Source organism: Bacteroides pyogenes, assembly GCF_014196225.1.
Lineage (GTDB): Bacteria > Bacteroidota > Bacteroidia > Bacteroidales > Bacteroidaceae > Bacteroides > Bacteroides pyogenes_A.
The window spans coordinates 55,240-70,226 of sequence record NZ_JACIDI010000002.1 but is presented as its reverse complement, the minus strand read 5'-3'; the positions used below and the strand labels follow the sequence as shown (position 1 = coordinate 70,226).

Here is a 14,987-nt window from a genome sequence, read left to right as displayed (position 1 = left end):
TTGTTTCATTTAAATGATTTATCTTTGCTTTTTTAAAAAAGACATTTATATGTTTACGATTATCGGACTTATGCTGACAGGTATGTTGGCGGGATATTTGTTGCGGAAGCGCAATCTGGCACGTATCCAATCGGTTATAACTGGGCTTATCTGGCTATTGCTTTTTCTTCTCGGTGTGGAGGTGGGAAACAATGAGGCGATTATCCGGGGCTTGCATACCATCGGGCTGGAGGCTGTGGTCTTGACTTTGGGAGGAACGTTGGGTAGCGTGGTTGCTGCTTGGGCTTTGTGGAAGACATTGGGCGGTAAAAAGGAGGAGAAGGCATGAAAGGAAGTCTGATTATTGTCGCCTTTTTTGTGTTGGGAACGGTTGTCGGTTTAACTGATCTGTTTCCTTTCGATTTGGCAGATACGAATATCAGCTATTACGCGCTTTGCGCGCTCATGTTTTGTGTAGGGCTGGGCGTGGGGAATGACCCGCAAACGTTGAAGAACTTCCGTTCTTTGAATCCCCGACTCGTGTTTCTTCCCGTGATGACCATACTGGGTACATTGGCAGGCTCAGCCGTTGTAAGTATGCTGTTGTCTCATCGTTCCGTAGCCGATTGTCTGGCCGTCGGGTCCGGGTTCGGGTATTACTCGCTTTCAAGTATCTTCATTACAGAGTCCAAAGGTCCCGAATTGGGAACGATAGCATTGTTGGCTAATATTTGCAGGGAAATACTGACATTGCTGGCAGCTCCTCTATTGGTGCGTTGGTTCGGCAATTTGGCTCCTATCTCTGCCGGAGGGGCTACGACGATGGACACTACGCTACCTATCATTACCCGGACAGCCGGACAGGAATACGTCGTTTTGTCTATCTTTCATGGCTTTTTGGTCGATTTCAGCGTTCCTTTTTTAGTCACCCTGTTTTGTTCGATATAAACTTTATACGATATAGTATCATGAAAACTCCGTTATACACATTCCTTTCCGTCTTTCTGTTTTTTACCGCCACGCTTTCGGCCGAAAATGTGCCTTGGCAGAATCCGCAGGTGAACGAAATCAACAGGGAACCGATGCATGCGCATTTCATCCCTTTTGTCAACGAGTCGTATGCGTTGAAGCAACGTTCGCTTCCTGCCGAAGTGCGGTTTGATGTCAACTCCGCTGCCGAACGTCGTATTTCTCTCGACGGTACTTGGCAATTCCTTTATTCCCGAAACGACGGGCTTGCTCCCCGCGACTTCCATAAAACGGATTATTCCACCCGAGGATGGAAACGGATACAAGTGCCGGGAAGTTGGGAGTTGCAGGGCTTCGATGCGCCTATCTATACAGATACCCGCTATCCTTTTCCGGCGAATCCTCCGCATGTGCCGTCCGATTATAATCCGGTAGGAGCTTATGTAAGGGAGTTTACCGTGCCGGCTGATTGGAAAGGCCTGGACGTATTCCTCGATTTCGAAGGTGTGGAATCGGCCTACTATGTATGGGTAAACGGAGAATTGGCAGGCTATGCCGAAGACAGTCGGCTGCCTTCTCATTTCAACATTACAAGACTGTTGCGGAAAGGGCGGAATAAGTTGGCGGTGAAAGTGTTCCGTTACAGCGATGGTTCATATTTAGAGGGACAGGACTATTGGAAGTACAGCGGTATCGAACGGAGCGTTTATCTGTATGCCCGTCCGCAAAGCCGTGTCAAAGACTTTAAGATGACAGCCGGATTGACAAATAGTTACCAAGACGGTGACCTTTCGCTGGATGTTTTTCTTCACCGTCCGCAAGCGGGAATGGAAGTGGAAGTGAAAGTGCTCGATGGTGAAGAGGTGATTTACCGTCGGAGAAAAGCGGTTGCTTCCGAGCTTGATACTTTGATGGCCGAACGGCACGTCTTCCCTGCTGTGAAGACATGGAATGCGGAAACTCCGCATACCTATACGCTGGTGGTCAACACGTTCGATAAAGAAGGCAGCTCTTTGGAGTCGTTCACTCACCTCTTCGGCTTCCGTACCGTAGAGATGCGCAACGGCATGCAGCAGATTAACGGAAAGGCCGTGCTATTCAAAGGAGTCAACAGGCATGAGCATGATCCGCTTACAGGACGTACCATCACCGTGGCTTCCATGTTGCAGGATATCCGATTGATGAAGCAATTTAACCTGAATGCCGTACGCAACTGCCATTACCCCAACAACTATGCCTGGTATGAACTCTGTACGGAGTTCGGATTGTATCTCATCGATGAGGCGAATATCGAGAGCCACGGCATGGAAGACCACCCTGACCGCACACTGGCCAATTATCCGGACTGGGAGTTGCCTTTTATTCAGCGTATGGACAGGATGGTAGCGCGCGACCGAAACGTGACTGCCGTCGTAACCTGGTCGCTGGGCAATGAATCCGGTTACGGAAAGCACTTTGAGACGCTTTATAAACGAACGAAAGAGACAGATCTTACCCGTCCCGTTCAATATGAAGGGGGAGGCTATAACGGCAAGAGCGATATTTACTGCCCGATGTATGCCCGTATCTGGGCGCTTCGCAAGCATGTCAACCAACGTGACCCGCGTCCGATGATTCTGTGCGAGTACGCCCATGCCATGGGAAACAGTGTAGGGAATCTGCAAGACTATTGGGACCTGATTTATACATACGATCAGTTGCAGGGTGGCTTTATCTGGGACTGGGTCGATCAGACTTTTCTGCAAAAAGATGAGAATGAACGTCCGATCTGGGCGTTCGGCGGCGATATGGGCTTTGCCGGTGTGGTAAACGATTCGAATTTTTGTGCCAATGGGCTCGTTGCTGCCGACCGCTCTCTTCATCCGCATATATGGGAAGTAAAGAAGGTGTTGCAGTACGTCCACTTCGAACCGGTGGTATTTACTCCCGGGCGGATTAGAATCGTTAATCGTCATGACTTCATCGGACTGGAAAGATACATGCTCCATTGGGCGGTGGAGTGCGAGGGAAGAGCAGTGCAGGAGGGGAAAACCGAATTTCCGCCGATAGCGCCGCAAAGCAGTGGCGAAATGGAGCTTCCTTTGCAACCGCATCCCGCCGATGGAAAAGAATATTTCCTCACGCTTCGTGTGTTTACCAAGGAAGATGCGCCCATGATTCCCAAAGGTCATGAAGTTGCGATAGAGCAATGGGCTTTGCCTGTCAGTCCGGTAGAACGGAAAGTTCGTCCTGTGGAGGGAGCGCTAAGTGTGATCAGGTCGGATGAGACTGTCGCTTTACAAGGTGATCGCTTCCTCTTGAGTTTCTCCACCCGCACCGGTGAGATGACGGAACTGAATTATCACGGAAAGAATCTGATACGGGAAGGGTTGCAACCCAACTTCTGGAGACCGCTGACAGATAATGATATCCCCAACGGACATCTTTATCGTTGTGCCGCTTGGCGGAATGCCGGTCGCGAGTTGATGCTCAAAGACATGAAAGTCACCGAAACTCCGGATGGTAAACTGGCTACGGTGGCTGTAAACTACCGTATGGAGCAACAGAAATCCGATTTGCGGATAACGTATCAGGTTCGCCCCAATGGAGCGATTCGTGTGAATATGCACTTCGTGCCGGGCAGCATCGAACTCTCTGAAATGCCCCGTTTCGGCATGCGTATGATTCTTGGAGCAGAGTATGAAGATATGGCATGGCTCGGAAGAGGGCCGCATGAGACTTATGCCGACCGGAAAAGCGGAGCGCTCATCGGCTTATACAGACAGAGCGTATGGGAGCAGTACCATCCTTATGTGCGTGCACAGGAAACGGGCAACCACTGTGACGTGCGCTGGGTAGCCCTCCGCAACAGCGCCGGAGAAGGGCTGCTGGTGACGGGTGAACAGCCTTTGAGTGTCAGTGCCTGGAACTTCCCGATGGAAGATCTTGAGTATCGTCCCTCACAGGTGGAACGCAGGCATGGCGGAAGCATCGTGAAGAAGGAGATGGTGTGGCTGAACATTGACCATAAGCAAATGGGAGTGGGCGGCGACAATACGTGGGGAGCGCAGGTACATCCCGAGTACACGATTACTCCGCATGAGCAGGCATACGGCTTTATACTGCAACCTCTCGCGGCAGGTGAAGACGCCGCAGACAAGGCGAATCTTTTTTGGTTTTAATTTTTATGATCTCATATTATGAAACACAGAATTACTTACATTATTGCCTCTCTTTGGCTGGTTTTCGGAATAGCGGCGTGCCATCCCGGAAATGAGAACACTTCACAAAAGAGATACGAATTTGCCGATATATTCGACATTGCCTATACGCCCGACACGCTTCATGCCTGTCGCGGCTGGTTTACCGATGCCGGTTCGTGGATGGGCTTCACCCTTCCCGAAAAAGAGCAATGGGTGAATGGTTTTTGCGGCCCGTTCAGTCTGGATATGTTTCGGCGCCAGTGGATGGCGCAATCGGTTGTCACGGTCTGCTTCTCTGAAGATGTAACAAAACCGTTTACTCCGGATTCCACTTGTTATTTCCCCGGCGAATTGTATCTGTCCGCTCACTCCGAACTGGGGCACGTTGCTCAGCGCCTCAACTTTGTCGATGCTTCTACAGCTTTGCTCAGGGTAGAGGCGGAACATGCCCGCAAGATGAGTTTCACGGCTACCGGATGGGGCAAGGATATCACTGTCTCGGTGGAGCAGAACTCCGTTATTGCCCGTCATGTCGATGGCGAACGGGTGACAGTGACATTCACTCCCGAAGTCTTCCTCGAAAAGCACGGAAATAATTATGTGGCGAAGACAGTAGCTGAGGAAACTATCGTGAACGTGGCGATTTCGTTTTTTCCTTCGGAGAAAGAAATGATGTCGGGACTGCAAAATCTGGCTGTTCTTCTCAACCGTCCGGAAGAGGCGTTGCGAGCGAATGCCGAACGCTGGGAGGGATATATGAAGAAAGTGCTTCGTGAGGATATGAAGCCCGAATACGATCGGATTGCCGTTAAAGCTCTGACGACACTTATTTCCAACTGGCGTACGCATCGCGGAGGACTATTGCACGAAGGTATTGTCCCCAGCCATGCGGTAGGCTATTTTGTAGGTTTCTGGGCTTGGGACAGTTGGCGTTTCAGTGCCGGAACCGCAAAGTTCCATCCCGAGCTGGCTAAAAACAACATCCGCGCCATGTTCGATTACCAGCAGTCGGACGGCATGATTGTCGACTGTATCTATACCGATCCGTCGGAAAACAACAATCGCGACAGCAAGCCCCCTCTCGTATGCTGGGCCGTAGATGAGATATTCACTCATACCGGCGACACGGCTTTTATTGCCGAGATGTACCCCCAACTTCTTTCTTATTATAAATGGTGGTATTGGAAACGCGACCACGACGGCAACGGGATGTGTGAATACGGTTCTACCGACGGCACGCTTGAAGCTGCCGCATGGGAAAGCGGAATGGACAATGCGATCCGCTTCGACAATGCCGTCATGTTGAAGAATCGAGGTGAAGAAGACGCTTGGAGCATGGATCAGGAGAGTGTCGACTTGAATGCTTATCTGGCGTTGGAGTGCAGGCTGTTGAAAAAGTTTGCGGGGATGCTCGGCGCCCCGTTCGATGCGCCCGATTATGGCGACCGGGTGGCAGAGTATTTTTTCGATAAGGAGCACGGCTTCTTTTTCGACCGTCGTCTGAAGGACGGATCCTTTGTGAGAGAGCCGGGATGCGAGGCCTATACTCCGCTCTGGACGGAAGTAGCTACACACGAACAGGTTTCGGATATGCTTCCTGTTCTGCGCGATACGGCTAAATTTTCCACCTACATTCCTTTCCCCACCATTGCTGCCGATCATCCGAAATACGATCCGAAAGGATATTGGAGGGGACCCATCTGGCTCGATCAGACTTATTTCGCCATACGTGGGCTTCGCAATTACGGTTATAAGGAGTGGGCGGATGAATATACTTTACAGGTGTTCGACCGGCTCAACGGCTTGAAAGAGAAAGCTCCCATTCACGAAAACTACGGTACGCATACCGGAGAGCGATTGAAGGCCCCCCATTTCAGTTGGAGCGCTTCGCATCTGCTTATGCTATATGAGGATTACGGAAAGTAATCGGTCTTTAGATCTGTTTTTTATAAGCCTTGTCTGAAACATCCATTCAGATAAGGCTTTTTTTTGTTTTTGGAGTCCGACTCAGATAGGCGGATGAATGTAGAAACGTATCTGCTTGGGTATATATACCCATCGCGGTAGCCATATATACTCACCGTGGTAGCTATATATACTCACCGCGCTAGCCATATATACTCACCATGGTAGCCATATATACTCACCACGATGAACATATATAGCCCGCAACATGGGCATATATGCAGATGCTATTTCCCGGTTTTTACACGCATTTGTAGATGATTTCAGACTTAAAATGTACAAATGCAGAGTCAGGATACAGGCTTTAATGGATATCTTCGCAGCGATTTGTTAAAAAAGTAACCCTTAAAACGATTTATTATGAAAAAGAAAAAACAGCTTTCTATGCTCCTTGTGGGTTTGGTGACGGCTATGCTATGCTTGCTTTCTCCGGCAGCGATGGCCCAGTCTTTATCTATAACGGGTAGAGTGCTTGACAAAAACAACCGGGAACCCGTGATTGGAGCCAGTGTTCTAATAGAAGGCACCACAAACGGCACCATTACCGGCCTTGATGGAGACTTCACTCTATCTGACGTATCTCCTAAAAACAATCTGGTGGTTTCTTACATTGGGTATGCTACACAGGTTATCCCCATAGACGGGAAAAGAAATTTCGAAATCCTATTGGCGGAAGATACCGAGACACTCGACGAAGTAGTGGTGGTAGGTTATGGCGTACAAAAGAAAGTCAACCTGACCGGATCGGTATCGGCTGTGAAAGGCGATGTTTTAGAACGTCGTCCGGTGGCGGATGCCACCCAGAGTTTGCAAGGTATGGTTCCGGGATTACTGGTGAGCAACAACAGAGCAGGTCGCCCGGGTGCTTCGGGCACATTGACTTTGCGCGGGCAGGGCAATCTCGATAACAATGCTTCTCCGTATGTATTGGTGGACGGAGTAGAGATGAGCCTGTCGGATGTGAATCCCAGTGATATTGAGAATATTTCGGTCCTGAAAGATGCAGCAGCTTGCGCCATCTACGGAGCGCGTGCCGCTTATGGTGTAATTCTGGTGACTACCAAGCGTGGGGAAGAGGGGAAAACGCGAATCAACTACCAAGGTACGGTGGGATGGACTACACCTACGGTCTTACCCGACATGGTGAACTCTTATGACTTTGCGAAATACTGGAACGACGGCTGTACCAACGCCGGGTCACCGCGTCTGTATAGTCAGGAAAAGCTCGATTTGCTACAGAAATACATCGCAGATCCGAACAGCGTGAATCCATGGGCGGAACTTCCTGCCAATTCAAACATGAATCCGGCTTTCGAGAACTCTGAATTGGGAGTAGGTAATGTGAACTACTTCGATCTTCATTATAAAGACTGGGCTTTCAAGCAAAACCATAATGTCAGCCTGAGCGGTGGCGGGAAAAAAGCTCAATATTATGTGTCGGGCGGATACTATAACGAAGACGGTATCCTGCGTTATGCAGATATGGATTTTACCCGTTATAACTTTGCGGCGAATGTAAATTCGCAGATCACGGATTGGATGAAGCTCAAAGTGAACACGAAGTTTATGCATTCCGATCAAAATACTCCGTTTGGCGACGGAGGTATCAGCGAAGGCTTCTATCATTCGTTGGCTCGTTTTCGTCCTACGGTTTCGGTAATCGACCCGAACGGGCACTTCACCGAGCTGAGTATGATACCGTATCTGCAAAGCGGCACGTATACCAATACCCAGCGCGACCGACTGAATCTGACCACAGGCCTGGAATTTCAACCGGTGAAGAACTGGTTCGTATTCTTCGATTATACATATAAGCTGATGAATGTAGAGTACGAGGCGTTGAATGTAAGTCCGCTCATTTACGGAGCCGACGGAGTGAGCACGTCGAAAGGTGTGCGTGGCGAATTGGGCGTTTCTCCCGATGGAAAGTTTACGCGCAGCTACGGGCGTACCCGCTACCAAAGCATCAACTTGTACACGAACTATCTTTTCACCATTGCCGATAGCCACAACTTTACGCTTATGGCAGGATATCAGGAGGAAGACAACGATTACAGCTATATGAAGAATTCCATAACTGGGCTTTATTCCACGACTAATCCGAATCTGGGTATGGGAACCGGTGATAAAACCGTAGTCGACGTTCGTAACGGATGGGCTACGCGCGGATTCTTCGGGCGTATCAATTACGACTACGATGGACGTTATTTGCTTGAACTGAACGGTCGTTACGACGGCTCTTCACGTTTCGCTTCCGGAAACCGTTGGGGCTTCTTCCCTTCCGTATCCACCGGGTGGAATATCAGTCGTGAGAAATTCATGCAACCCGTCAGTGACGTAGTTTCCAACTTGAAGCTCCGCGCTTCGTACGGTTTGTTGGGCAATCAGGCGGGAGCGGCTCTTTATACATTTGCCGCTACGATGGATTTGAACGCTAATCTCGGAAGTTACATCTTCCCTGAGGGGCGGCGCATGTTTACCCAAGCTCCGCTGGTAGTCAACCCCAATACGACTTGGGAAAAAGTGGAAAGCAAGAATATCGGTCTCGACTTCGGATTCTTCGGAAACGCGCTTACCGGTTCGTTCGATCTGTTCCAGCGTAATACGAAAGATATGTTGGGCCCCGGACAGAAATTCCCCGACTTCTTCGGTGCCGATGCGCCGAAAACAAACAATGCCCGCATGCGTAACCGTGGCTGGGAACTGGCTTTGAACTATCGTGGCACTATCGGTAAAGACATTCATTACAGTATAGGCGGTTCGCTCTCCGACGCAACGGCAGAAGTTACAGAATATGCCGGTGATGACAGCTATGTCGATAAGGATGGAAACAAGAAAAATATAGTGACAGATCCTGCGGGAAACTGGTACAAAGGAAAGAAAGTGGGCGAAATCTGGGGTTATCGTGCCAGCGGATTGATCCAGACACAGGAAGAAGCCGATGAATACAATAAGACTTATAATTTGTCTTTCATCAGCGGAAAGCCTTGGACTCCGGGCGATGTGAAATATCGCGACCTGAATGGAGATAAAAATATAAACAACGGTAAGAATACGTTGGGCGATATGGGCGATATGACCGTAATCGGCAACACTACTCCACGCTATCAGTATACCATCAACGGCTCTATCAGTTGGAAAGGGCTGACGGTAAGCGCCATGTTCCAAGGAGTAGGGAAACGCGACTGGCATCCTGGCGGAGGCGTTTACTTCTGGGGAAGCGGCCCGTACGCGCAGGTTACGGTGTTTAAAGAGCATATGGACTATTGGAGCGAATCCAACAAAGGGGCTTATTATCCGAAACCATATATCCATTCGGCAGGAGGAGTGCGTCCTTTCCGCAATAAGATAATGACTACGACTGACCGTTACCTGCAGAGCGCGGCTTATTGTCGTCTGAAAAACCTGACCGTCAGCTACGATCTGCCCACGGCATGGACTGCCAAGATCGGTTTGCAGAAAGTACAGGCTTTCTTCTCGGGCGAGAACTTGCTGACGTTTACTTCGTTGAAGGGAATGTTCGATCCGGAGGCGATCTTTACAGGAAACGACTATACTTCGGAAGGGGGTAAGAATTACCCTATGAACAAGGTCGTGTCTTTTGGTTTGGTTGTTAACTTATAAATAGCAGAATATTATGAAAAAGAAAAATATATTGTGCGGTATTGTGCTGATCTGCGGTCTTACGGCTTGTTACGATTTAGATAAGGCGCCGAAAGGGGTTCTTTCTACCGCATCTCCTTTTAGTAGCACGGGAGAAATGACAAACTATCTGGATCAATTTTATGAGAGCGGACTTCGTTCTCAGGGGTTCGATGCCGGAGGAGGCAATCACATTGCTGGTTCCGATACACGCAGCGATAACCTTGCTTCCAGTTCGGTGAATACTCGGCTGGCGGGAGAAATGGCTTTGAGTCATGCAACCGCACTTTCTAATTATAAAGCAATCCGCAACCTGAACTACCTGTTGCTCAATCTGGACAATACTTCCGAGAAAGGAACAGCTGCCTACAATCAGTGTGTAGGGGAGGCTTACTATTTCCGGGCGTGGTATTATTACAGAATGTTTGTGGATTACGGTGAGTTGACATGGATTGATAAACCGCTCGATCCCAATATCGAAGCTATGCTTCTTCCACGCGACAGCCGGACAGTGGTTGCCGACCATATTCTGGATGATTTGGACAAGGCTATTTCATTGTTGAGAGAGCGCAACAACAGTGCATCGATGCGTGTGCATAAAGATGTGGCTCGTGCGCTGAAGAGCGAGGTGGCTCTGTTCGAGGCGACTTGGGAGAAATATCACAAGGCCGAAGGAGATGAGTTTTATGATAAATCGGTGACGGATGAAAAGATTCGAGACTACTTTACGCAAGCTGCCGCCGCTGCCGAGGAAGTGATGAAAAGAGGTGTGTGGAAGGTATACAATACAGGCAATACCGGAAACGACTATCGACAGTTATTCCAGACTACCGATTTGTCGAACAACTCGGAGGTACTCTGGTTTAAGAAGTACGACGGAGACAAAGTGGGTAACAATGTGAACCGTTATTTGAATCAAGGCGGTGGAAGCATAGGAGTGACCGCTTCGCTTGTGGACGACTATCTGACGATTGACGGAAAACCGTTTGTCGGCGAACAGCGTGTTGAGGCTAAAAAGGTATTCGGCAATGAACTGCTGCCTACGGTACGCGATCCGCGTTTGGCGCAGACGGTCTGTACGCCGGGTCAGCAGTTGCGCCCCGACGATGCGGCTCCTTTTTACGTAGTGCCGCCGCTTATCGGTTCCTCTTCTTACAATCAGAACATGACAGGCTACTCTCTGTTGAAGCACGTGCAGATAGATTATACCGGCAGTCTCGACGCAGAATTCAAGGGCGCTACGCCTGCCATTCAATTCCGTTATGCCGACGTGTTGCTCAACTATGCCGAGGCTTTGGCCGAACTGGACGGAGCAGCGAATGCGCAAAAGATAGCAGATGCCTTGAAACCCTTGCGCGACCGCGTGGGTATGCCGGGAGTGGACTTCGACAGAGAATACAATCAGGAAGCCGACTATCCGTTCCGTAAATTGAATAAATACGTTCAGGCAGTACGCCGCGAACGCCGTGTGGAACAAGCGTGTGAAGGACGCCGCCTTGAAGATATTCTCCGCTGGGCTGCCGCCGATGAACTTATTGTAGGCCAATGGCCTAAAGGCGCGCTCTTTACCGGCAGCAACCTGGAGAATCATCCGAAATATGGCGGCAAGCTGGTGTACGATAAACCGTCGGGCAACAACCTTTACCTGACAGGCAAACAGGGAGACGCCTTGCGATATATACTTCCCAGCAATCCCGCAGGATATGAACAGGGGTGGAAGTTCAATGTGAAGCGTGATTACCTGTTGCCCATTCGCATCGAACTGTTGGAAAGAACACAGAATCAGTGGAAACAGAACCCGGGGTGGTAAACTAACTTGAAAATTAAATAAAGAGACATGAGTAATTTTTCATCTACACTATTGTACTCCCTTACAGGGGCAACGATGCTTACATCGTTGCCCGCCTGCGGGGGAGGAAAGAAGGCTGAACAAAACAACAAGAAGCCGATGAACGTGGTCTACATTATGTGCGACGACCATTCGTTTCAAACCATCAGCGCCTACGACCGACGCTATATCGAAACTCCTAACATAGACCGTATCGCCAACGAGGGAGTACGTTTTACCAACAGTTTTGTGGCAAACTCGTTGAGCGGGCCGAGCCGTGCTTGTATGCTGACGGGAAAGCACAGCCATGCAAACGGATTTACCGATAATACGAAAAGGTTTGACGGCAGCCAGCAGACGTTCCCGAAGCTGTTGAGAGAGAATGGTTATCAGACGGCAATGATCGGGAAGTGGCATTTGAGTTCCGAGCCTACAGGATTTGATTATTGGGATATCTTGATCGGTCAAGGTGAATACTATAATCCGTACTTTGTGAAGAATGGAGAGAAAGTGCAGCGCGAAGGCTATGCCACCAATATTGTGACGGACTTGGCGGTGAACTGGCTCGACAGCATTCGCGACAAAGAGAAACCGTTCTGTCTCTTTGTGCACCACAAGGCTCCCCATCGCACATGGATGCCCGATTTGTGTGATTTGGAACTGTATAAAGACTCCGTTTATCCGCTACCGGATAACTTCTACGATACCTACGAAGGACGCATCCCCGCATCGAAGCAGGAGATGAGCATTATCAAGGATATGGATTTGGTTTACGACCTGAAAATGGCGGATAAAGAGAATGAAATTCATACCACTACGGGACTTGAGAAAGCCGGACGCCGCTTGTATAACGCGATGAATCCCGAGCAGAAAGCAGCATGGGATGCACATTACGACCCGATTATAGCGAAGTTCAAAAAGGATAAGCTGTCGGGCAAGGTCCTTGCCGAGTGGAAGTATCAGCAGTATATGCGCGACTATTTGCGGGTGATTCATTCCATCGATCGCAACGTAGGCCGCCTGCTGAAACACCTCGAAGAAAACGGTTTGCTGGAGAACACCATGATTGTGTATACGTCAGATCAAGGGTTCTACATGGGTGAACACGGATGGTTCGACAAACGTTTCATGTACGAAGAGTCTTTCCGCACTCCGCTTCTGGTTCGTTTGCCGGGCGGAAAGAAAGGTGATGTAGACGAAATGGTACAGAACATCGACTACGGGCCTACGATTCTCGATTTGGCAGGAGTGAAAGTACCCTCCGATATGCACGGAGTTTCTTTCCTTCCTTTGTTGAAAGGAGAGAAGCTGCCCGACTGGCGGAAGTCGCTGTACTATCATTTTTATGAGTATCCGGCAGAACATGCCGTGCGCCGTCATTACGGAGTGCGTACCGACCGCTACAAACTGATTCGTTTCTATAAAGACATAGACTGTTGGGAATTGTACGATTTGCAGGAAGACCCGATGGAAATGAACAATATATATGGTAAACCCGGAACGGAGGATCTTACCAAGCAGCTGAATGCCGAACTGCTTCGCCTTCAGGAGCAGTATGACGATCCTATCCGAGAAGTTTATAAGAACTGATTTTAAAAACAAAACACGATAAGCCGAACTTTGCTGGATGATAAAAAAGATGATGATCCGGACAAAATGTACCGTCTGACAACATAAACTTTTGACTTCTGGAAACTCTTGTGAAAGAGTTCTATCCTAATAAAAGAAGCTGATTCTAAGGTCTTCGCAAGTTTGGGGGAACTTTAATTTGCAAAGGTCATAGAATCAGCTTCTACTTTCATATGTCATTCTAATGGGTCTAGCTTATAAAAGATGGATATTTGAGAATCTCAGATGGTAAACCTTGGATTGTCGGATAAACTGCCTTTGCTTGCAAGATATATTTGTGTGAGACTATCATTAATAAAGACCAATTTCCGCCAGACTTATATTATATGTAGATTCTGAGTGTGGTGTAGAAACCACAACTTTTATGTATTGAGCATGTTTTCCACCCTCCACAAATGGGATGATATTTATTTCTCCGGTACTATGTCCGATTTCCAGTTCTTCTAAGTAAGTAGCGCTTTCCCAATTGTCGGAATCTTTGGATACGAATATCTTAACTATGCGGGGGCACCAAGAGCGTTTATTTTCATTATCAAAATAAGTTTGTACTAGTTTCAGCCCTTGTAGTTTTTTTTCTGTTTTTAAGTCTAACGTCAGAGAATAAGTCGTTAACGTTTTCATGCCGGCAGGTTCCCAGCTGGTTTTAACATTATTGTCTGTCAGATATTCCAGATATGATTTGTAATTTGGGGCATCGGACGGTAAGGAAGTGAATTTCAAATCTGAAAGATCAAAAAAAGAATAATCGGGAAGATATGTTTCCCCCTTCTCTTTTAAATATTCAGCCGCCGTCAAATTTGAATAATGCTTGTTATAACGTTCTACTACGAAGTCAGGATTTAATTCGTGTAAGGTTTTTAGTACAAAGTCACTTAATGCTGCATCATATACCTTACTTTGGGCAGTTTCAGAATCGTTCACTAAGTCATTGAGGATATAACGATGTTTGCCTAATACAAGTTTTTTCAAATTAGGTAAATTCAATAAATCAGAAAAACTGCCGATAGTCCAGTCGAGGTTAATTTTTTCTACGGTTGAGGCCCAACTGTCCGGAATATCTTCGTCGAAGCCAAATTGGCGTTTCATTTCTTGCTTAAAGTCTGCATTGAATAATCTTATCTTCTCAAGTTTAGTAGGGGCAAATATTATTTCATCATCACACCCGAGAATATGACCGGAACGGTAAAGTTCTATTGGTTGGGTCGGGTCAATAGCATCGGGTAACAAATAGTAAAGTTGATTAACCAGTTGTTTGTTCAAATTGATTCGCCCGGCACTTCCGTCTGTCTTGGTATATGTCAGATATGCATTTGTAACATTGTCTTCCCATCCCTGAAAAATGAGAACCAGTCGGTTTTTTAAGAAATAATGATTGGAGACAACTTGGGTAAATGATTGTACCATCTCATGGCTTGCTGTATACGGGCGCCCATAAATCGTACTTTTTAAAGATGTATTTCCTTCTTTGTCTATTGAATATACTGTCACTTCGTAATTGCCGTCTTCTAAGCCCGGAATATTGAATTCCTCTGTTTCTGTATTGAGTAATTGTTCTTTCACTATTCCGTCTTTCGACCAAGTGATTTTTATTTTATCAATTACCGGATCCGGACTGTTTTTCCAATTAACAATCAGTCTGTTCCATCCGGGACGGACAGTTAGGTCAGTACATTTACCGAGGTAACGGATGGGACCGTTCCCTGCATAGTCTTTATATGTATCTTCCAGAGATTCGCAAGATACGATTGTCAATATACCTATTAATAGTCCTATATATTTTTTCATGTCTATAC

General features: G+C 47.9%; 8 protein-coding genes. 7 read left to right on the top strand and 1 reads right to left on the bottom strand.

Annotated features, from left to right (window positions below; all coding sequences use genetic code 11):
• Positions 1–49 precede the first annotated feature (49 nt).
• The 7 genes from GGR07_RS01510 to GGR07_RS01480 all read left to right on the top strand — a co-directional run bounded on the left by GGR07_RS01510 (position 50) and on the right by GGR07_RS01480 (position 13,155).
• Positions 50–328, top strand: coding sequence for a LysO family transporter (locus tag GGR07_RS01510; protein WP_034542250.1), 279 nt, complete (start codon positions 50–52; stop codon positions 326–328).
• Positions 325–927: a LysO family transporter gene (locus GGR07_RS01505; protein ID WP_021646810.1), complete on the top strand. Its 603-nt coding sequence runs from the start codon at positions 325–327 to the stop codon at positions 925–927. Before GGR07_RS01510 ends, GGR07_RS01505 begins: the two co-directional genes overlap by 4 nt.
• A gap of 20 nt (positions 928–947) precedes the next feature.
• Positions 948–4,109 carry a beta-galactosidase, LacZ type gene (lacZ, locus tag GGR07_RS01500; RefSeq protein ID WP_122056396.1) on the top strand — a complete coding sequence of 1,054 codons (3,162 nt, stop codon included), beginning with the start codon at positions 948–950 and terminating at the stop codon, positions 4,107–4,109.
• Between the two features lie 18 nt (positions 4,110–4,127).
• The gene (locus GGR07_RS01495; protein WP_027324108.1) at positions 4,128–6,056 is read left to right on the top strand and encodes an MGH1-like glycoside hydrolase domain-containing protein; all 1,929 of its coding nucleotides are present in this window, start codon (positions 4,128–4,130) and stop codon (positions 6,054–6,056) included.
• Between the two features lie 396 nt (positions 6,057–6,452).
• Complete coding sequence (locus tag GGR07_RS01490; RefSeq protein ID WP_122056395.1) at positions 6,453–9,719, top strand: SusC/RagA family TonB-linked outer membrane protein; 3,267 nt, start codon at positions 6,453–6,455, stop codon at positions 9,717–9,719.
• A 13-nt stretch (positions 9,720–9,732) separates the two neighbouring features.
• Positions 9,733–11,547, top strand: a complete 1,815-nt coding sequence (locus GGR07_RS01485) for a RagB/SusD family nutrient uptake outer membrane protein (protein WP_122056394.1) — start codon at positions 9,733–9,735, stop codon at positions 11,545–11,547.
• Between the two features lie 27 nt (positions 11,548–11,574).
• Positions 11,575–13,155: a sulfatase/phosphatase domain-containing protein gene (locus tag GGR07_RS01480; protein ID WP_034542251.1), complete on the top strand. Its 1,581-nt coding sequence runs from the start codon at positions 11,575–11,577 to the stop codon at positions 13,153–13,155.
• Between the two features lie 330 nt (positions 13,156–13,485).
• Here the strand turns inward: GGR07_RS01480 and GGR07_RS01475 are convergent, their stop codons facing one another.
• Positions 13,486–14,979 (bottom strand): DUF4998 domain-containing protein, encoded by a 1,494-nt coding sequence (locus GGR07_RS01475; protein ID WP_172545163.1) that lies wholly within the window; start codon positions 14,977–14,979, stop codon positions 13,486–13,488.
• Positions 14,980–14,987 lie beyond the last annotated feature (8 nt).

What these genes read in the sequence shown, in the direction of transcription:
- GGR07_RS01495 (WP_027324108.1), top strand. Translation starts at nt 4,128, where the DNA reads ATGAAACACAGAATTACTTACATTATTGCCTCTCTTTGGCTGGTTTTC.
- GGR07_RS01485 (WP_122056394.1), top strand. Translation starts at nt 9,733, where the DNA reads ATGAAAAAGAAAAATATATTGTGCGGTATTGTGCTGATCTGCGGTCTT.
- GGR07_RS01475 (WP_172545163.1), bottom strand. Translation starts at nt 14,979, where the DNA reads ATGAAAAAATATATAGGACTATTAATAGGTATATTGACAATCGTATCT.
- GGR07_RS01510 (WP_034542250.1), top strand. Translation starts at nt 50, where the DNA reads ATGTTTACGATTATCGGACTTATGCTGACAGGTATGTTGGCGGGATAT.
- lacZ (WP_122056396.1), top strand. Translation starts at nt 948, where the DNA reads ATGAAAACTCCGTTATACACATTCCTTTCCGTCTTTCTGTTTTTTACC.
- GGR07_RS01480 (WP_034542251.1), top strand. Translation starts at nt 11,575, where the DNA reads ATGAGTAATTTTTCATCTACACTATTGTACTCCCTTACAGGGGCAACG.
- GGR07_RS01505 (WP_021646810.1), top strand. Translation starts at nt 325, where the DNA reads ATGAAAGGAAGTCTGATTATTGTCGCCTTTTTTGTGTTGGGAACGGTT.